The organism is Photobacterium arenosum (assembly GCF_014841115.1).
GTDB lineage: Bacteria > Pseudomonadota > Gammaproteobacteria > Enterobacterales > Vibrionaceae > Photobacterium > Photobacterium arenosum.
The window spans coordinates 343746-363119 of sequence record NZ_JACYTP010000004.1 but is presented as its reverse complement, the minus strand read 5'-3'; the positions used below and the strand labels follow the sequence as shown (position 1 = coordinate 363119).

The 19374-nt window shown below is 49.3% G+C and carries 16 protein-coding genes; 5 read left to right on the top strand and 11 right to left on the bottom strand.

The genetic code is table 11. The features are described 5' to 3' along the window. Positions 1 to 8: 8 nt before the first annotated feature. The 5 genes from IFO68_RS09365 to IFO68_RS09345 all read right to left on the bottom strand — a co-directional run bounded on the left by IFO68_RS09365 (position 9) and on the right by IFO68_RS09345 (position 8144). On the bottom strand, positions 9 to 1925 hold the full coding sequence (locus IFO68_RS09365) for a TonB-dependent receptor domain-containing protein (protein WP_303455754.1): 1917 nt from the start codon (positions 1923 to 1925) through the stop codon (positions 9 to 11). 233 nt (positions 1926 to 2158) lie between these two features. Then, the gene (locus IFO68_RS09360; RefSeq protein ID WP_192015650.1) at positions 2159 to 3388 is read right to left on the bottom strand and encodes an MFS transporter; all 1230 of its coding nucleotides are present in this window, start codon (positions 3386 to 3388) and stop codon (positions 2159 to 2161) included. Positions 3389 to 3442: 54 nt separating this feature from the next. Further along, positions 3443 to 4171, bottom strand: coding sequence for a 4'-phosphopantetheinyl transferase family protein (locus IFO68_RS09355; RefSeq protein ID WP_192015649.1), 729 nt, complete (start codon positions 4169 to 4171; stop codon positions 3443 to 3445). 119 nt (positions 4172 to 4290) lie between these two features. Continuing rightward, on the bottom strand, positions 4291 to 6720 hold the full coding sequence (locus tag IFO68_RS09350; protein WP_192015648.1) for a DUF3772 domain-containing protein: 2430 nt from the start codon (positions 6718 to 6720) through the stop codon (positions 4291 to 4293). Between the two features lie 203 nt (positions 6721 to 6923). Next, positions 6924 to 8144, bottom strand: a complete 1221-nt coding sequence (locus IFO68_RS09345) for an ammonium transporter (protein WP_192015647.1) — start codon at positions 8142 to 8144, stop codon at positions 6924 to 6926. 846 nt (positions 8145 to 8990) lie between these two features. Between IFO68_RS09345 and IFO68_RS09340 the strand changes: the two genes are divergently transcribed. Together IFO68_RS09340 and yjjX are read left to right on the top strand one after the other, a co-directional pair. Then, positions 8991 to 9632, top strand: coding sequence for a helix-turn-helix domain-containing protein (locus tag IFO68_RS09340; protein WP_192015646.1), 642 nt, complete (start codon positions 8991 to 8993; stop codon positions 9630 to 9632). Between the two features lie 120 nt (positions 9633 to 9752). Then, positions 9753 to 10325: an inosine/xanthosine triphosphatase gene (gene yjjX, locus IFO68_RS09335; RefSeq protein WP_192015645.1), complete on the top strand. Its 573-nt coding sequence runs from the start codon at positions 9753 to 9755 to the stop codon at positions 10323 to 10325. A 157-nt stretch (positions 10326 to 10482) separates the two neighbouring features. Here yjjX and trpR read toward each other — a convergent pair whose 3' ends face one another. After that, positions 10483 to 10800: a trp operon repressor gene (gene trpR / locus IFO68_RS09330; protein ID WP_192015644.1), complete on the bottom strand. Its 318-nt coding sequence runs from the start codon at positions 10798 to 10800 to the stop codon at positions 10483 to 10485. Between the two features lie 116 nt (positions 10801 to 10916). Further along, a complete protein-coding gene (gene sltY, locus IFO68_RS09325) occupies positions 10917 to 12854 on the bottom strand; it encodes a murein transglycosylase (RefSeq protein ID WP_225445142.1) in 1938 nt (645 codons plus the stop codon). A 241-nt stretch (positions 12855 to 13095) separates the two neighbouring features. Here sltY and ettA point away from each other — a divergent pair, with 241 nt between their 5' ends. The 3 genes from ettA (at position 13096) to IFO68_RS09310 (ending at position 16177) form a co-directional block, all read left to right on the top strand. After that, on the top strand, positions 13096 to 14763 hold the full coding sequence (gene ettA / locus IFO68_RS09320; RefSeq protein ID WP_192015643.1) for an energy-dependent translational throttle protein EttA: 1668 nt from the start codon (positions 13096 to 13098) through the stop codon (positions 14761 to 14763). A 247-nt stretch (positions 14764 to 15010) separates the two neighbouring features. Beyond that, the gene (locus tag IFO68_RS09315; protein WP_192015642.1) at positions 15011 to 15376 is read left to right on the top strand and encodes a PilZ domain-containing protein; all 366 of its coding nucleotides are present in this window, start codon (positions 15011 to 15013) and stop codon (positions 15374 to 15376) included. 360 nt (positions 15377 to 15736) lie between these two features. Continuing rightward, on the top strand, positions 15737 to 16177 hold the full coding sequence (locus IFO68_RS09310) for an Lrp/AsnC family transcriptional regulator (RefSeq protein WP_192015641.1): 441 nt from the start codon (positions 15737 to 15739) through the stop codon (positions 16175 to 16177). A 22-nt stretch (positions 16178 to 16199) separates the two neighbouring features. Here the strand turns inward: IFO68_RS09310 and IFO68_RS09305 are convergent, their stop codons facing one another. The 4 genes from IFO68_RS09305 to IFO68_RS09290 are packed head-to-tail and all read right to left on the bottom strand — an operon-like array spanning position 16200 to position 19370. Beyond that, entirely contained in the window at positions 16200 to 16685 is a 486-nt protein-coding gene (locus IFO68_RS09305) for a YbaK/EbsC family protein (RefSeq protein WP_192015640.1), read from the bottom strand. Between the two features lie 7 nt (positions 16686 to 16692). Further along, positions 16693 to 16977, bottom strand: a complete 285-nt coding sequence (locus tag IFO68_RS09300) for a 2Fe-2S iron-sulfur cluster-binding protein (protein WP_192015639.1) — start codon at positions 16975 to 16977, stop codon at positions 16693 to 16695. After that, positions 16970 to 18208 carry an ATP-grasp domain-containing protein gene (locus IFO68_RS09295; RefSeq protein WP_192015638.1) on the bottom strand — a complete coding sequence of 413 codons (1239 nt, stop codon included), beginning with the start codon at positions 18206 to 18208 and terminating at the stop codon, positions 16970 to 16972. The genes IFO68_RS09300 and IFO68_RS09295 overlap by 8 nt, the downstream gene beginning before the upstream one ends. Beyond that, the gene (locus IFO68_RS09290) at positions 18198 to 19370 is read right to left on the bottom strand and encodes an MFS transporter (RefSeq protein ID WP_192015637.1); all 1173 of its coding nucleotides are present in this window, start codon (positions 19368 to 19370) and stop codon (positions 18198 to 18200) included. The genes IFO68_RS09295 and IFO68_RS09290 overlap by 11 nt, the downstream gene beginning before the upstream one ends. Between the last annotated feature and the right edge of the window lie 4 nt (positions 19371 to 19374).

Genomic DNA, 19374 nt, shown 5'->3' with positions numbered 1-19374 from the left:
TGTTGTTATCAGAAGTCGTATGACACGCCGGCATACACGCTGCGGGCTTTCAGGATGTAATCAAGCTGAGTCGCGGCTTCGTCACGCTCTTCGTTGGTCAGGTTGGTGACACCCAGTTTCAGGTTCAGATTCTCAATGGCTTCGTAACGGGCACCCAGATCCATGGTGCCGTATGCCGACAGTTTCTGACCTGAACGCACATACTGAGAACCTGTGTACTGATACGAAGTGTACGCGTACAGGTTTTCCAGTGCCTGCCAGTCAAGCTGGACATTGGCAGTATGGTTTGGCGACAGAATCAGATCTTTCTTGGTGTCTTTGTCTTCAGCACTGGTATACATGTAGTTCGCCGACAGGCTCACAGTGTCTGTAATGTCCACCCAGGCCATGGTTTCCACGCCTTTCACTTCAGCTTCTGCCACATTGAAGTAGCTCAGCTCGGTGCTGACGCGGTCCCAGTTTTCGGCCTGAATCATGTCGTCAATGTCGTTCTGGAACAATGTCAGACCGGCGCCCCAGCGAGCGGCTTCATAGCTGGTACCCAGCTCATAGCTCAGCGAGGTTTCGGCTTTCAGATCCGGGTTACCGACTACGCTACAAGCACCACGGCAGGCCAGTACTGAGTAAGAATCACTGTACTGGTTCAGGCTCGGTGCTTTGAAGGCTTTTCCGACGCCCCCTTTCACGACCCAGCTGTCGCTGATTTTATAAACCGCATACGCACGCGGGCTGAACTCACCGCCGTACACTTCGTGATCGTCATAACGGCCGCTCAGGGTCAGGGCCAGATTACCCAGCGAGAACTCGTCCTGCAGGTAAACTGCCGCCTGACTGTAGTTCACCGAATCAGTGTTCAGGGTCAGGTTATTCTTCAGCTTGGTATCACGGTATTCCGCGCCACCGGTCAGCAGGTGCTCACCCAGATAGCCGGACAGCTGCGCATCCACGGTATTATTGGTTTGATCAATATTACCGACCGCGCCGTTGAGCTCGGAATCGTCTCTTAGCTCAGACATATCCAGGTTGTAACGCAGGCGGGAATCAAAGTTGGCCCAGTAACCATAGTGAGTCAGCGCGATGTTATAGCGCTCCATCTCCTGCACGTTGTTGACCGCAGTTCCCCAATTGTTCCAGTCCGCATCACGATCATCTTTGCTGTAGATCAAATCCAGATCGATATCCTGCTGCTCATTCACCAGCCACTTCAGGTTCGAGTACAGGTTCAGCTCGTCGCGCTCTTCCAGTACATCGGTATCCGGGTTAACAGACTTATCCGTGCGCCAGGCATCACGATCGCTTTTTTCAACGATCAGATTACCCAGCAGGGTTTCAGGGATCAGCGCACCACTGACATACGCATTGATCTTATTGGTGTCGCCGCCGGAGCCTTCGGTGATACCGTCAAACTGGTAACCGACAGAGCCCTGCGTGTCTTCCGTTGGTTTGCGCAGGATGACGTTAACCACGCCGCCCAGCGCATCGGCCCCGTAAAGGGATGACATCGGGCCACGGATCACTTCGATACGCTCAACCGCGGACATTGGGATACTGGACAGGTCAAAGTCGTTGCCGTAGGCGCTGAGCAGGCCATCACGTGAGTTAATGCGACGACCATTAATCAGCAGCAAGGTGTAGTCTGAAGACAGACCGCGGATTTTGATTTCATTCCGGCCGTATGAGGTGCCTGGATTGATGTTGATACCCGGCAGCTTTTTGATCGCTTCGGCGACATCATTGACCACCAGGTTATCCAGTTCTTCACGCGTGATATAAGACACTGAAGCAGGAGCTGTCAGTTCCGGGTGCTCCGTCTGGCTCGCTGTCACCACCATCACTTCTTTGTTGGCCACTTCTGCCATCGCCGTAAATGAAGAGACCATACCTACTACACACAAAGCCCGGTTCAAACGAGTTAACTTGATCACACTATCTCCTTGTTGCTGAAACATTTCAACACTCCATCAATAACAATGGCGCAAATGATAATTATTGTTATTATCATCGTCAACAAGAGTTCAATAGAATTGATAATTTTTTTCATTCGCATTTGAATGCAACAGGAGAAATAGAAAAACAGTTGCTTATAAAGAGCACGGTAAAAAACAGGTAGAGTACAAAAAAATGCAGAAAAAAGAATAACTAGCGGAAAGCTCCGGGATTAACCCGGAGCGCGTTGTGAAACCTGAGCCTGTTTGAGCGAAGGGATAAACCAGCAAGCAAGCAGTGGTACGGCAATAGCGCTGGCTATAGTGACAGATGCCAGCATATCCAGTCCCAGTAACTGATGCTCCGGCCCTGAAACCAGATAGATAGAGCCCACGATACTGGCGACACCGGCTGCCAGGTTAGACATCGTCGACTGATAGGTCATGAAGGCTGCACGGTACTGCGGAGGGGGAACCCTTGAAGTGAATGCTGCCAGCACTGCGCTGCGCGCCGAACTGGATGCCATCAGCAGCATAAATATCAGATAGACCCATTTGTCTGCGCTGTCACTGATAAAGCCGTAGTACACCACAGCCGCCACAATAGCACTGAGACCAAACAAGGCCGTTTGACCTGATCCCTTATCCATCATCCTGCCACTGTATCGCATCGCCAGTATGCTCATGATCCCGCCCAGCAAGTACAGGTAACTGATTTCGTTACGCGGGAAACCGAGGTTGAACTGGAAATAAGCCGACAGATTCGGTACTAACAGGAAATGCCCGAACAGGCTGATCCCCATCATCGCCATCGCCAGCAGAAACGGTGTTGACCCAACCATCCCGGCCAGCCCTGCCGATAGTGCTGCCGGACTTCCGGCCATTTGTTGCTGTGGCACCAGCGACGGCATACAGATCCGTACCGCTACCGCCAGTATCAGTCCCATGCCACCAAAGAAGAAGAAAGTCATCTGCCAGTTCAGCCACTGCGCCAGCAACAAAGAAGCCGGGACAATAATGATCGCCGCCAGCGAAAACCCGCTGGCAACAAAGGCCATCGCCCTGCCCCGTTCAGCCACTTTGGTTACATCAAGGACGGATGCCATGATTAATCCACTGAGCGGGCCCGAGAAACAGCCAGCGGCAATAAACATCAGCAATAGTTGTTCCGGCGTAGCTGCCAGACCGCACAACGCAATCAGGACAGAGCGAAGCAAAAGAAACAACGTCAGTGCAGCCCGCCTATCGAAGCGATCCAAAACAGGGGCAAGAAAAAATCCAATTATCGCGGAGCCGAATGTCGCACCACCGCTGATGTATCCAATATGCTCACCTTGTAAACCAATATCCCGGACTAAATCTGGCCCCAGCGGCATCACCATCATCAGGGTTCCGACCGAGAGCATATTGATAAGCAGAGCAAGCCTTAACACTGACTTAGCATTCAGCGTGTTGCTGTCCATGACGGCACGACCCATTCACAAAAAAAGCGATTGTAACTGCCGGCCGGAACAAACTCAATAATGATAATTATTATCAGTAAAATACTCGGAACGGGTAAACGTGAACACAGACTCTGACATCCTGGAGTAATGCACCTTTCCCTGTCGGCCGGAGGGCAAAGACGCAGCCAGCTCTGTGTTCAACTCAAAGTACAGCCACTGATCATCCATGCCCAGAAATGAGACATCCAGAAAGTCGAAATAGCGCTGAACTTGCGGATATAGGGCTTTAAAAATGCTCTCTTTGGCGGAAAACATCAGGGTCATCAACCAGATTGCATTTTGTTCATCTGTTTCCAGCCTGACCAGTTCCTGCTCATTGACGACCATCCCCTGCATGCCAGGCACAATATCCGCGTTAACGGGTAACTCAATATCTAAACCAACACCGGCCTGCTCATGATGTTGAGGACAAATCACACAGGCTGCCAGCTGGTCATGGTGGCTGATGCTGCCAGTCAGCCCCTGTGGCCAGACAGGTGCACGGTTGTCGCCAACCGCTATCTCGACCGGTGCCATTCCCCGCTCTTTCAGCAGTTGCTGCGCCAGATAACGGCCGGCCAGAAATTCCGCCTGTCGCTTAGGCACTGCCCGGCTTATTGCGTCAGGCATCTTGACGCCAAACTGGTTGAACAGGGACGGCGAGTAATGGTGCAGATCAAACCCGGCCAGTAACACTTCAGTGCCACATCCGGGCAAAGTGACTGAGCGCAGCGGCTGAAAGAAAGCGGACGGAGTCATCATAAAAAGCAAAGCCATAGCAGAGAACAATGGCTGTCATTATTATGATTGCAGTATCGTCATACAATCCTTTGTTAGGCAAATGCATTCAGATTTTCGGTGCAACGCGCGAGACTCATCGCTCAGTCACCCGATTCCGCTTTTCTCTCCTCCCACGCTTTCAGTAACTTTTCCAGCCCTTTAATACTCACATCACGTTGTGGGAATGGGATACTGACTCCCTGCTCGTTAAGCGTTTGATAAATATCGAACAGAAGTTCGGATTTGATAATCATGTACTGTTTGATATCGCGGACAAAGCAACGAAGCTCGAACAGCAAAGCGCTATCGGCCATCTCGGTGAAGACAACGGTAGGTTCGGGATAGCTGAGGATCATGCCATGCTTTTTGGCCGCCTCCATCAACACTTGTTTGACGATATTGAGATCGCTGCCATAGGCTACACCAATCGGGACTATCAATCGGCCATGGTCGGATCGCAGGGTCATATTTTTTACGATACCGGCGATCAGATCCGAGTTGGGCACCACCACATCCTGCAGATCAAAGGTTTCGATTCGCGTTGATCGAACGGCTATCTTACGAACAAAACCCGAATGACCGGAAACCTCAATCCAGTCTCCCTCTTTGATCGGCCGCTCGATCAGCAGAATAATACCGGAGACAAAATTCGACACTATGGTCTGTAGGCCAAAACCAATACCGACCGACAATGCGCCAGCCACCACTGCCAGGCTGGATAAATTCAGACCCGCCGCTGACACGGCAATAATGATAGCCAGGGTATAACCCACATAACCCAGTCCTGTCACAATTGCGGTTTGTGCACCGGGGTCGGTCTTGGTTTTCGGCAGCACAGAATGACGCATGACGTGCTGAATCCATCGCGTGAGCAGCACACCGACAAACACCACCACCAGAAACGTAATAATAACGTCCAGAGAAATACGGACATCCCCCAGCTCAACGCCATCGGACAACAGCCGCCAGATTTCTGCGATATCGGTAAGCCGGGCGCCCCATGTTAGTGCCAGCATTGGAGCAAACAGCATGAACATAATGACAATCAGCACTATGGGTAACAACCCCTCGCTGACACTCGCTTCTGTGTCTTGCTCATTGTCACCTCCCATGATCCGGTTAATGACATTCAGCAGGCCGTAGTAAATAACCATGGCAAAGGCAATCAGCGCAATGGACATCACCATAGGTATAATGGCCTGCCGCGCCAGACTGTCGTAGCCCACGCAGACAAAAACGACACTGAGAATACTGGAGGCCTTCATCAACCACACCAGCGCGTTAAGCACACCACGACTGACATGATTGACCTGCTCGCTTTGCTCATCGGTCTCATCGGCTTTCCTGGCGGCCTTGCTTAAAACTTTCGCCAGTTGCCACATTAACCAGCTGCCGAACACGATAACAGGCAAGGTCAAAAATGCCGAACTGGCCGCTGAAAAGGCATGATCCGTTTTGACTGCCGTCAAGAGGATAATCAGACCGAGAAACACCCCGAGCAGTTGGCAGATCCGCATGCCACGCCGGGCTGAAGCGTCATCAAGATGGATAATTCGCTGTTCTGCTGCCTTGGGCCGGAATATCAGAAACCCCAGCCAATGGCTGACAACAATATACACAGCCGCACCCGCCAGTGCGCTGATCGTCGCTTTCACAGCCGGCAAAGGCAACTTCAGCTGGCCGATTGCCACAACTAATAAGAGCGCGGTGAGCAAAGGAAAGAACAGCCTCAGTAATGTTGAGAACACATTGCAGATCAGAATCTGGCTTTTCTTGGTCAGGTTATGGCTAAACCTGTCCAGCCGGTTGATCACCCAAGGCTGTATCACCAGCATGGTCAGCAGAGCCAACGCCATGAACACCAGAAACGGGGTTATGGATGCACTCATATTACGGGCTTGTTGCGGATCTTGCCTGACGGCGTGGAACTGCTGTGCTAACACTCCGGCATACTGTTTCAGTTCGCTCAGCGCGTCTCCCCACCGCCCTGGCCATAACGGGGTCGGGCTTTTATTCAGCAATTTTTCGGACAGGTTCTGGCGGATCACCTTGTCGACTTCGCCTACCAGGAGGTTGGCCCGTTCATACGCTGCATCGGCAAGAAAAATCGGAGCACTGACTGTGGCCAGTTCATTTTCCAGCTCGGCACGACGGCTGGCAATGACCTCAGGTTCACTTTCCCCTTCCTCCGGTTCCGGACCAAGGGATTTTATTTGCGCTTCCAGCCATCGTACATCCACCGATTTATCTTGTGATAACTGATAAGCTTCACCCCGCTGTTCAGCCAGAGTGGCGCGAATGCGCTCTAGTTTAGTGGTATCTGCAGTAGTTGCCTGCAGCAGCACCCGTGCTTCTGACGCAGTGCGATCCCAGCTGACATAAGGCTCTTTTTGGTGCAGCGCTTTCAATGCTGGTGCTTCTGCGCTTGTCGCACTGGCACTAAGCAGCCCCTGAAGCAGGATGACAAAGAGGCCGCTCAAGGCGGTTGCGATGAGTCGATGCCACTGGCCTGGCCATATTCGTTGCTGCATGCTTTAAATCCAGCACAGGAACACAGACTGAGCTTATGCAATAACAGTTGGTTACGTCGTCATAAGAGTAAGAAATCCGAATCGTTATCTGTGATCAACACCAGAGTGACAGTGACAGGTTTTCCGTTCACTCAGGTATTGAATACCTCGCATAAAAAATGCCGCACCAGGCGGCATTCAAGCATTTATAGGCTGGGTGGGGTCTATTCTAAATTGGTGGCACTGATCTTGTGGATAGCCAGATCGGCGCCGTTGAACTCATCTTCTTCGCTCAGGCGCAGGCCCGACAGCTTATCCACCAGTCCGTAAACGATAAACGAACCTGCCAGTGCTATCGCGATGCCTATCACAGTGCCCAGCAATTGCACCACGAAACTAACGCCACCTAATCCGCCTAACGACTGCAGGCCAAAGATGCCGGCCGCAATGCCACCCCAGGCTCCGCACACGCCATGCAGTGGCCAGACACCGAGCACATCATCAATTTTGGTGTGATTTTGCATGTAAGTAAAAAGCCAGACAAAGATCGCAGCAGCGACGATACCGGTAATCAGCGCCCCCAAAGGATGCATCAGATCCGAACCGGCGCACACAGCCACCAGACCGGCCAACGGGCCGTTATGAATGAAACCTGGGTCATTTTTACCCAGCACGACGGCGGCCAGAATTCCGCCCACCATCGCCATCAGAGAGTTAACGGCAACCAACCCACTGACACCGTTAATCGACTGTGCCGACATCACGTTAAAACCAAACCAGCCGACACTTAAGATCCACGCCCCCAGCGCCAGAAACGGAATGTTAGAAGGCGCGAAGTTAGTGTGTTTGCCTGCCCGGATACGCCCTTTACGCATCCCCAGCAGCATCACCGCCACCAGCGCAATCCAGCCACCGACCGCATGAACCACAACAGAGCCGGCAAAATCATGGAAAGCGGCGCCAAACCGGCCTTCAAACCACGCCTGCAGGCCAAAGTTACCGTTCCAGATCATACCTTCAAACAAGGGGTACACCAGGCCCACGATAAAGAAGGTAGAAATCAGCACAGGGTTGAAACGGGCCCGCTCCGCAATACCGCCGGAGACTATCGCCGGGATCGCCGCCGCAAAGGTCAGCAGGAAGAAGAATTTGACTAAGGCGAAGCCATTACCGGCCGACAACGTTTCAGCATCAGCAAAAAAGGTGGCGCCATAGGCCAGCCAGTAGCCGATAAAGAAGTAAGCGATGGTCGATACAGCAAAATCAGCCAATATCTTCACCAGCGCATTCACCTGGTTTTTCTGCCGTACTGTGCCCACTTCCAGAAATGCAAAACCGGCATGCATCAGAAACACCATGATGGCGCCCAGCAGCAGGAACAAAGTGTCCGCACTTTGTGTGAGAGCCTGCACGGCTCCCGTCACCTGTGTCATAGATTCAGTCATTGAACTCTTCCCTAAGTCACGCACAAAAAATGTGCAAAAATCAACCACAAGCCCCAAGTTAGGGCGAATCAATCATGAATAAGGGGCAAGCAATAACTGTTCCAATTCAATTCGTTAATTGCTAAATTCGTCAATAAAACTAAGTAACTGAAAATCAATAACAAAAAATTGTGTGCTTTGCTGCACTTCCTGTGTGCCAGGATTCTGCGCACCAATACAGTGCCATTCGATCCATAATGGTGCAATTTGTGCACCGTTTCCTGCCCGATACTGGTGAAACGGCACATAAAGATTAACAACAATGCGGCTCAGCGGTTAAGGAAAAACCTTTCCGGCAGCCCTTACTCTTTACAGACAGCTTGCTGATTGTTTGTCGCTGGGCGGATGGGACTCATTTAATATTCCAAATTAGCATAATATGCAGTGTATTTATTGATGATTGACACATATTCACACTGAGAATGAAATCGATTTCACTTATAAACTGAATCTGTACGCCTTTCTGTCATTCGGCAGGTTTTTAAGAAATCCTGTTTAACCTTGGGTTGCATATCATAAAATATGCATAAAACCGCCATTACCCTGCTGTTTCCTTATTTCTTGGTCGGAACTGATATGTTACTTTTGTCAGCAGTTGGCGTGGTTTTTTCTTACTGGCTTATTTTACTGGAAAAAAAATTGTCCCTTTTTTTACCCAACCGAGTGCAAATGTATATTCCTTTAACGAAATCCATCGCACTTTTCAGCTTGAGTAAAACCTTTAGACAAGGATATCAGTAAAATAATTTATGACTTTTGCGAATGCCTTTCGCATTCTTTTTTTACTGCGAGCGGGAAGCCATTCTTATGGAATATTTAGAGCGGATTAAGCGCCTGGCCAAGATTCAGGGGATTAGCCAGAAACAGCTGGGTGAAACTCTTGGCTTACAACAAGGCACCATGAGCCGTAAGCTGTCAGGCAAATACGGCATTGAAGTACGTGAGCTGGAAAGAATTGCTGAAACCCTGAACACCTCCATCAGCTATTTGCTGACCGGACAGATTGATTCAGGTACTCAGGCAACAACGGCCATCAGTCACGAAACGGGGCACAGCACGACATCGACTTACATTCCTATTATTCATCGCAAAGACTATCTGTCTTATCGCGATGGCGGCAAAGTCGACGTACTGAGCAAGCGGGCGATACCGCATCATTTGGATCGCGACGATTGCCTTGGCCTGCTGGTAGATAATGAAAACATCGCTCAGTGTGCGCCGCTGGGCAGCTATGCACTGGCCACACGCAAAGCACCTTATCGTCCTAAACAGCCGGTATTTGCGTCGGTGCGGGGCAGCGAGCCCGATTTCTACCACATGACACAACTGGCAGATGGCGTGGTGTTTTCCACATCCCAGCCGGATTTTCCGAACCTGTTTGTCAACCACGACGAGTTCAAGATTCACGGCTACATTATCCAATCCGACTGGTCATTCGACCGCATCTGATTGCACCGCTGGTTATCCTGCCCCCTCCCCCTGATTTGCTCATGCTCTTGCAGATGCCCGTCAGGGGTGACAGCGCCCTTCCAATGCGTACAATAACGACGTGAAATGAAGGAGCCCATCATGCACACCACCAATCCAGCACCAGAGCGCCAGATTCGTATTATTGTCGCCTCGACAAACCCGGCCAAAATTAGAGCGGTAGAAAACGCCTTCCACCAAGCCTTTCCGGCGCAAGCCCTGCAGATTAGCGGTGTTGCCGTGGACAGCGGTGTAAGAGCACAACCTATGTGTGCCGAAGAAACCCTGACCGGCGCCCGAAACCGGGTAGTGTATGCCCGGGAACTGCAGCCTGGCGCGGATTATTACGTCAGTCTGGAAGCCGGGCTTGATGGCTGTGCCACGTTTGCCTGGATGGTGATAGATAACGGTAGTCAGCGGGGTGAATCCCGTTCAGCCTCTCTGCCTCTGCCGCCAAAAGCGCTGGCCCGTCTGCATGACGGAGAAGAGTTGGGGGATGTAATGGATGATATGTTTCAGCAGCAGAATGTGAAGCAACAAGGTGGCGCCATTGCTATGCTCACAGAGCACAAGCTCAGCCGCAGCAGTGTTTATCAGCAGGCTCTGATACTGGCCCTGATCCCTTTCATGAACCCGGGTCTGTACGATCCTTCTGCTTTTCAAGCGGGAGGCTAGCCGGGGACTGGGCACAAACGCCAAATATGTGCTCATTTCACGAACCCCACCCTAACCCTCCCCTTGCCAAGGGAAGAGAATATTCAGTGCTTCAGTAAGCTCAGTACGATCCCTCCCCCTTTTCAGGGGGAGATCAGGAGGGAGGTGACAAGGCACTTCAGCCTTTCGGCTGCTGTTTCAACAGAAATTCTGACAACCAGTCGCGGATCTCCGCATCGTGGTGTTTCAGTTCATTGGAGCCGCGTGTGATAGTCGCGACGCCAACGCCCAACAACTCACTGATTTTACGCTGGCTACGCTCACCATTCAGCAGTTCATGGAAGATATTCACCCTGGCGATCAGTGATTCACGCTCATCCGGGGTTAACAGCAGACGAAGGAGTAACTCATCTTTGCCTTCAGCAGAGGCCTGACGAAACAGAGAGACTATTTGCTGCCAGTCAGAAAAGTCCGGCGTATCGGCTTTGGTTGACATGGTTTTCCTCAAAAATTGCCTGCATTGACAATTAGTAACCCACACAGGCGTTTTAATTCTGTCTGGATTCTACCCTGAACCACAGCCTTCCACCAAACCTATAGCAGCAGTTTGTCTCAATACTTAGTGTTCAGTTCCTCAGTGGTCAGTAACTGGACCTGCTGATTGGTCAGCTTGTCGTAGTAGACTTCAAACATCAGCACATTCTGGACATAACCGCGCGTCTCACCGAAAGGAATGGTTTCCATAAAGGCAAAGGCATCCAGTTTACCATCACTGATTTTTCTCCAGCTGGTGACTCTGCCCGGGCCGGCGTTATACGCCGAGAAAGCAAAGATACGGTTGTTGTCGTAACGCTCCAGCATCATTTTCAGGTAACCACTGCCCAGCCGGATATTGACCTCTGGCTCAAAGAGACTACTGCTGCCCGCATATTTGTAGTTCAGCTTACCCGCAGTTTCTCTGGCTGTGGCGGGCATCAGTTGCATCAGCCCGCGAGCGCCTACCGGCGACATTGCCTGCGGATTCAGCGCACTTTCCTGTCGTGCCAGCGCCATCATAGTGGTCACAGATAGATCACGCTGCTGACCGAATGACTTAAACGTCTCGGCAAAAGCCAGCGGGAAACGTAACGACAGGTGTTCCCACATCCGGCCATATATGGTGGCCTGCACCGTCAGATGGTGCCAGTTTTGCTTACCTGCGTAGCCCGCCAGCGGCCAGATTGCTTTCGGATCGAGATCTTTCATCAGATACCACCACTCCAGGTTGGCATCAAACACCTTATCCTGCGCGATCATTTCTTCAATCCGCTTTAACGCTGGCAGATAAGGGGTCACATCCTGCTCTGCCTGACTCAGGGATTCCACAGGGAAATCAATACCTTCCCCCAGAACCGTAGCAGCTGCGGCACTGTAAAAGTTCCGCTCGCCGAGCAATGCCTGATATTTCGGCTTGGCAACCACAGGATCGGTTTTGGCCAGCAGATGCGCCTGCCAGAATTTCCACCGCAGCGTATTCTGTTCTTCGGTCGACAATTGCGGGATCCACGCCTGCGCTTCGGTCCAGTTGCCTTCACGAAGGGCAAGTCGGATGCGCCGTCCAATCAAATCATCATCACTGCTTTTGCGCAGCATGGCATCACGCCAGCGGACAAGATCGGCCTCTTCGGCATCCATCAGCCGTGACGCCGTATAATCCGCCAGCGATTGTTTCTGCCCTGTATTGAGCTTTTGCCCGTTCGCAACCCGCTCTAGCTGGCTCAGGGCTTCTTTGGTATCCACGCGCGCCAGGCGCTTATAGGCTGCTACTGTCAATTGCCGGTTATAGTCGGTCACTTTGCTTTTTTTCGCGAAGTCCGCCACACCTTGCGGTTTGGCAAACAGCGCGAGCAGCGTATCGCCGTCTTTTCTGGCGTTACCCGTCAGTTGTTTGTCGAGATATTTAAGCAACCCCTGATTGCCGGCTTCAAACACCAGCAGCATGCGATCCAGAATCAGCTGATTGGTACGTTTTCCGGCTTTTTCCCAGGCATCCAGCATGGGATCGCAATCATCGTCAAGAGACTGGCCGGTCAGCCAGAGTGACTGCGCGCCCTGCCAGGCTTCGTCCTTGCGGCCCACTTTGCTGAGCGCCAGATAATACTGACACTGATAACTTTCTCTGTATGGCGGCTCAGTCTGAAAGGTCACCAGATCCTGCCAGCGGTTGGCCTCTGCCAGCACATCCTGATAGGCATAACCCAGCTTGATGGTGAAAGGCAGATCCTGAAACTTTTTGATGAATGCACTCACTTCGGCAGGGGAGCGCTTATCCAGATTGTCCTGAAACTGGCGGTAGTCGAGATAAGGGGTCAGCGGATAGTCATCAAGCCTGGTGCGATAACTCTGATAAGCCGACTGATCCTTGCGTTCCAGCGCATCCTTAGCGGCTTCATACCATTTTCTCTGCTCTTCAAGCGAGGCGGCCTGTGCCACGCTTCCTCCCAACAGCACCCATACCCCCAGGCCCAGCATCCAACGGCTACAACGGTGCATAACGGCTTCAGACTGCATATATACTCTTTCCAGCTCCAGCTTCACTCAGATTAAAATTCAGCACGTTTAATTAACACTGTTATCCTAGCGTTCCATACCCTCGTCAACGTCAGCCCCGGGTCAGGCTCAGGTCAATAACGAAACCTGCTTACAGGGGCATGTATTCATCTTAACCGTCATTGTGAGACATTGCTGTTAAACTTAGGGCCAGAATGGTTAAAATACCCCTCTCTCCAATCATTAGAGATGACCTACGGAAATGGCTGAATACGTCTATACCATGTCGCGAGTGAGCAAAGTTGTGCCACCTAAGCGACAGATTCTGAAAGATATTTCATTAAGTTTCTTCCCTGGCGCCAAAATCGGTGTACTGGGCCTGAACGGTTCCGGTAAATCCACTCTGCTGCGTATCATGGCAGGTATCGATACCGATATCGAAGGGGAAGCCCGCCCGCAACCCGGCCTGAATGTCGGCTATCTGCCGCAGGAGCCGGTACTGGACGAAAGCAAGACAGTGCGTGAAGTGGTCGAAGAGGCCGTTTCCGACGTGAAAAACGCCCTGACCCGCCTGGATGCGGTATATGCCGCTTACGCCGAACCGGATGCGGATTTCGATGCCCTTGCCAAAGAGCAGGGTGAGCTGGAAGCGCTGATTCAGGCCAAAGACGGCCACAATCTGGACAATACGCTGGAGCGTGCTGCCGATGCGCTGCGCTTGCCGGAGTGGGATGCTCAGATCAAACTGCTGTCGGGTGGTGAACGCCGTCGTGTGGCTATCTGCCGCCTGCTGCTGGAACAGCCGGACATGCTGCTGCTCGACGAACCCACGAACCACCTGGATGCCGAGTCTGTTGGCTGGCTGGAGCGTTTCTTAGTTGATTACACAGGCACAGTGGTGGCGATCACGCACGACCGTTACTTCCTGGATAACGCCGCCGGCTGGATTCTGGAACTGGACCGTGGTGAAGGTATTCCATGGCAGGGCAACTATACGTCCTGGCTGGAGCAGAAAGACGCCCGTCTGAAGCAGGAAGCCTCTCAGGAGAAAGCGCGCCAGAAAACCATTGAGAAAGAGCTGGAGTGGGTACGCCAGAACCCTAAAGGTCGTCAGGCCAAATCCAAAGCACGTATGGCCCGTTTTGAAGAGCTGAATACCTCAGATCATCAGAAGCGTAACGAAACCAACGAACTCTTCATCCCGCCGGGTGATCGTTTGGGCGACAAGGTAATCGAAGTCAACGGCCTGACCAAATCTTTTGGTGACCGTGTTCTGATCGACAACCTGTCTTTCAGCATGCCTAAAGGTGCCATCGTGGGCATCATAGGTGCGAACGGTGCCGGTAAGTCGACCCTGTTCAAGATGCTGAGCGGCTCTGAGCAGCAGGACGCAGGGACTATCGAGCTGGGCGACACAGTTAAGTTGGCCTCTGTTGAGCAGTTCCGCGACAGCATGGATGATAACAATACTGTGTATCAGGAAATCTCTGAAGGCAACGATGTGATTCGCATCAACAACTTCGAGATTCAGTCGCGTGCTTACGTGTCCCGCTTTAACTTCAGGGGCAGCGACCAGCAAAAACGCATTGGCGAGCTGTCTGGTGGTGAACGTAACCGTGTCCACCTGGCGAAACTGCTGAAAGCCGGCGGCAACGTACTGCTGCTCGATGAGCCCACCAACGACCTGGACGTAGAAACACTGCGTGCACTGGAAGAAGCCCTGCTGGAATTTCCTGGCTGTGCCATGGTGATCTCGCACGACCGCTGGTTCCTGGACCGCATCGCGACCCACATTCTGGACTACCGCGATGAAGGCCAGGTGAATTTCTTCGAAGGTAACTATAGCGAATATACCGACTGGCTGAAGAAAACACTGGGTGCGCAGGCTGCAGAGCCGCACCGTATTAAATACAAGCGTATTGCCAAATAACCGTCTCCGGACAGATTTGCAATCACTGAACGCAGGCTGCCATTTGGGCAGCCTTTTTTATTGCATGATTACTTAATAAGCAAATCATTAAAGTCGCCTGTTTCAGCACAGGATGAATCACCACTCGACTCCTCAGCGGAGCCGCGGCACTGCAAACAGAGATCACGTCAACATAGAAAAAACAGAACCAAAAAGGCCAGCAGACCCTAAACTCGACAATATAGGCTCATACAGGTAATCACAGACTATGAACGAAAGACGCCAGTTTATCCGTATTGTTTATCAGGCCCCGGCGCTGGTGCGTCAGGCTCAGTCACACTGGCCTGCTGATGTTCGCGATATCTCGCTGCATGGTATTCTGCTCGGCCGGCCTGAACACTGGCAGCCGGATGACAACGCCCCGTTTGAAGTCGATGTCAGCCTGCATGACACAGATATTCACATGAGAATGGTCACTGAACTGGTCGCCCATGACAGCGACTGTCTGCGGATGAAGATAGTGAATATTGATATCGACAGCATTTCTCACCTGCGCCGCCTGATTGAACTCAACGTCGGTGACGACGAGCTGCTTTATCGCGAATTTGAACTCCTTGCCGATCTTGCTGACTGAAACCCACAGCGTTTCACCTGTGCTGCCCGGCAGACCCACAAGAGAAGATTTCTCTATGCTGGTGCATCACTGTGCTGTTTACAGGGCAATACTTAGCATATGATACTGCCATAAACCGGTATAACCGCTCTCACGACAGTACCCTACTGATTCAGTTATTTCTCCGCTGAGTTCATTTCTTATCACGTTATTCACATAATCATTAATGTTCATATTGACAAAATACCTGAGTTGTATGGTAAGTATGCGGTTGCTTGTCAAACAAAGCAGAAAAATACCAATATCAAAACAGAATATAATTAAAAACACTTTCTGTTACTTTAGAATCAAAAAGTCACCAGGCCAGGCTAGTTAGTAACCATGATGAATTTAGATAAAGTGGACATGAAAATCATCGAGTTATTGAGAAATAACTCAAGAGAGAGCATCCAAAAAGTTGCAGAACAGGTCAATCTCTCACGCAGTGCCGTAGACAAAAGAATACAAACACTCATACAGGAGAACGTCATAACAGGCTTCACAATCAGTACTTGCTTTGATCAGCGCTTATCCCCTTCTGATGATATCCATTCTTACCTGTTGATCAAATCCGGAAGCGTAGACTGTAAACAGATTTTCAAACACCTCAAAAGTGCCGGTTATGATTTTCAATTCGAATCTATATACGGTGAGTTCGACTGCCTGATAAGGGTCAACAGCACCCGTCTTCCGTTACTGTATGAAATTAAAAAGTTCATCATAGATATAGGCGGTATTGAATCCATCCATATTCTTCCAGTGTTAGACATTAAACATGAATAAGGGGCTTAACAGCCCCCATATTTTAGTTAGCGTAAAAGTACATTTCATTGTTCAAGCTTTCAAAGACACTGACCAGTGAACCTGATTCAACAATGAATGTATAACTGGGATCTGCCGGAGTAAACATCACTTCTTTATGATCCAATAAAGACACATCTAAAATAATCGGGATCGATGTGTCTAAAACAAAAGGGCATAACGCACCGGCAATACAGCCCGTAATCGTTTCCATCTCTTCATTGTTGCAGATAGACACTCGTTCACCAATAACATCCCGAATCTTCTTTTGATCAAAGCGATTTTCTTTATGGGTAACAAACACGCAGTAGCCGCCGCTTTTACGTTTCAGAAATAAGCTTTTACTGGGCGCAGCCGTCCAACCTAACTCTTTAGAGACTTTCAGATCGGTTTCATAATCAAGTATAGGTTCATGTTTATACGATCTATAATCCAGATTTAACGTTTCAAACAGATTCACATTGATATTATATAATGTTGAAATATTCATAATCACCCTAAGCTAACTCAACCTCGGAATCACAGACTAAAGTACACTGACACAGCAATCTGTATTCAGTTGGACATAAAGCCAGAACCTCCAGTGTGCCTTTCTCATTCTCATGCACATCGCCGAGGTAATCTATATCTGTGACCGGCTTTACGGCACAAGAACCACAAATCCCACGCATGCAATTAAATGGAACGCTTCTAAGCCCATCAAATTCAAATAACTCTGAAACGGGTGTTCCTGCTGCTGCTTCTATTGTTTCATCTGTATCTTTAATGATTAGCTTAGGCACTGACCAACTCCTTGTTAAATACACCATTGAGAACATGCTCAACTTCCTTAATGTCAGATTCTAAATCAAAGGCATTATCATTAGCTAACCACACAAGACACGGGCAGGTGAATAAATCTTCTGTGGCCGGTAGAACTTGTCCTTCCTTCACTGTTACAAAATAATCAATCAGCGATGGAATACGTTTTAGCTTACTGTCACTGATGGTATCGACACCTGAAAATTTCGCAGCGTGTTTATTGACATGAAAATACACTCTACCCTGCTTAACTAGCTTAGAATCTAGTTCCGGTACTCTGTGTTCTGACACCAGTGAAGCAATCGTATCCAGCAAACTGGGAGAATAACAGCTTTCAAATAAAGATGGCGCAACACCACCATGTATCCGTGTCGCAGCTTCAATCATTACCGGCCCTTTTGCTGGGCTCAGCATCAGTTCCATATGCACAAGCCCATACCTAATATCGAGTGCTCTGGTGGCCGCAACAGCATATTCGCGAATTGGAGCCAACCCGGCGTCATAAGGATCCAATAGTTCCAGTCGATTATAAACAAATGGATTATTACCAGACTGACCTTTTACGTATTTACATATAGCCACTAAAGTGATTTGGTCCCCATTGACTATCAGATCTAAAACATACTCCTCGCCTTCAATAAACTCCTGAACAAGAAACTGATCATTTATTTTTCCTGTACTGTTTATTTTCCCCCAAGGCAGGGAAGATATCTTATTAATTACGTCATCTCTGCTATTGCAGAAGTAGACGTTTTCAGAACCTGCAGAGTTAACTGGCTTGATGATATACTTTTTGCATTTAATTTCATGAAGCTCATTAAGACCTTTTCCATCCATATCAACCAGAAATGTCTGAATATAGGCTAGTCCATGTTTTTTCAATGCATCTTGCATTTCATTTTTATTCCGGCGCAGACCGGTCGTCAAAGGTGAGTTTCCCGGTAAACCTAATTCACTGGCGAGCTTATCTGCTAGTTCAACACCTAATTCAGAGCCAGCAATAACCGCATCGTACTTTTCATTCTGCAATGCATCAATTTCAAGATGGGATACATTATTATCATAGTTTTCGATGTTAATCGTATCCAGCATGCCTTTCGGATCATGCTCTGAATCAAAATACACATCGCATTGAATATTGTTTGCTTGCAGTTTCGGCCGGATCATTTTTCCGCTGGAAGCTGGGTTTACTATCAATACTTTACTTCTCATATGCACCTTCCAATGTGATTACTTTTTTGCTTCTAGTTAACAGCATGATGACAACAGCGGAAAAAACACCGACCAGTATCAGTGATATACCATAAGCTTGACTTGAGAATGAAAAGTAAGTCAATACCATAGTCACCAGCATTGGAATGGTTCCTGATACAATATAGAACAGATAATTAGAATGACTGATAGCACTATTAACATCACTTTGAGCAGCATCAGACTTCAATATTTCCGTTCTTGATGTAATTCTCACGGAATTAACCGCATAGCCGATACAGAAACAGAAGAGTACCGATAAATATGGCATGTCCATCAAGAAAAGCCCGATGTCCCCTACCAGCAACAGCACTGCACTGAGCAAATAAACATGTTTATTCTGAGGAAGAAGCGCTGCACATAATGCGCCTATACCTGCCAAACCTGATGCAAAACCCAGGATATCAGGCCCCCACTCTCTGAAAAGCTGATAATACACTGGTACGAAAGTGTTGAACGCACCGATGTGCAACCCTGTTAAAACAGATAAGGCTACCTGGATAATAAAGCGTTCTCTTTTTCCTGAAAGTGCTTGCTGATTACTTGCTTCAGTTTCTGTCTCTTCTTTATCAACATCAGAAACAAACAAATAGGATACTGATAATAAGACAGACATCACTGCTATGTAGTAAATGAAGCTTTCAAACCCCATAGCTTTGAGGTACCAACCCCCAAATAATGCACCGAAGAAAGCACCAAACTGAATGGTTGTTTGCAGCACCCTGGACGCCTTCGAGGCCTCAATCAGTTTTCTTTTCACAAAACTGGAGTTTTTCACTTCAAAGGTATTAATACTGCAAACCATATTACATGATGAAAAAACCGCAATCATAAAGATGATGTATATCAAGCCAGTGGCATTAAAATACAAGACGGTAGCCATGCAAGCAAAAAAGATAGCCCTGAGTGTTGTGATAGTGGATTTCTTGTAGAAGATATCTTTCTTTTTTATTATTTTACTAAGAATAAAAGGCGTAACCGCTCCAATACTGACAATCATTCCCATATAAACAGTAGAACTTGTTATTTCAAGTATTTTCCAGATCATGACAATTTGAATTGACATATCAAGAAAAACAGAAAATGCAAGCAATAGATACGTTTTAAATAAGGTACTATTCATTCCC

Bases quoted from the DNA above. Each gene is read 5' to 3' on its own strand.
- sltY (WP_225445142.1), bottom strand. From the start codon at position 12,854: ATGCAGTCTGAAGCCGTTATGCACCGTTGTAGCCGTTGGATGCTGGGC.
- IFO68_RS09295 (WP_192015638.1), bottom strand. From the start codon at position 18,208: ATGAGAAGTAAAGTATTGATAGTAAACCCAGCTTCCAGCGGAAAAATG.
- IFO68_RS09310 (WP_192015641.1), top strand. From the start codon at position 15,737: ATGATGAATTTAGATAAAGTGGACATGAAAATCATCGAGTTATTGAGA.
- IFO68_RS09345 (WP_192015647.1), bottom strand. From the start codon at position 8,144: ATGACTGAATCTATGACACAGGTGACGGGAGCCGTGCAGGCTCTCACA.
- IFO68_RS09340 (WP_192015646.1), top strand. From the start codon at position 8,991: ATGGAATATTTAGAGCGGATTAAGCGCCTGGCCAAGATTCAGGGGATT.
- IFO68_RS09355 (WP_192015649.1), bottom strand. From the start codon at position 4,171: ATGATGACTCCGTCCGCTTTCTTTCAGCCGCTGCGCTCAGTCACTTTG.
- IFO68_RS09350 (WP_192015648.1), bottom strand. From the start codon at position 6,720: ATGCAGCAACGAATATGGCCAGGCCAGTGGCATCGACTCATCGCAACC.
- ettA (WP_192015643.1), top strand. From the start codon at position 13,096: ATGGCTGAATACGTCTATACCATGTCGCGAGTGAGCAAAGTTGTGCCA.
- IFO68_RS09315 (WP_192015642.1), top strand. From the start codon at position 15,011: ATGAACGAAAGACGCCAGTTTATCCGTATTGTTTATCAGGCCCCGGCG.
- IFO68_RS09305 (WP_192015640.1), bottom strand. From the start codon at position 16,685: ATGAATATTTCAACATTATATAATATCAATGTGAATCTGTTTGAAACG.
- IFO68_RS09290 (WP_192015637.1), bottom strand. From the start codon at position 19,370: ATGAATAGTACCTTATTTAAAACGTATCTATTGCTTGCATTTTCTGTT.
- yjjX (WP_192015645.1), top strand. From the start codon at position 9,753: ATGCACACCACCAATCCAGCACCAGAGCGCCAGATTCGTATTATTGTC.
- IFO68_RS09360 (WP_192015650.1), bottom strand. From the start codon at position 3,388: ATGGACAGCAACACGCTGAATGCTAAGTCAGTGTTAAGGCTTGCTCTG.
- trpR (WP_192015644.1), bottom strand. From the start codon at position 10,800: ATGTCAACCAAAGCCGATACGCCGGACTTTTCTGACTGGCAGCAAATA.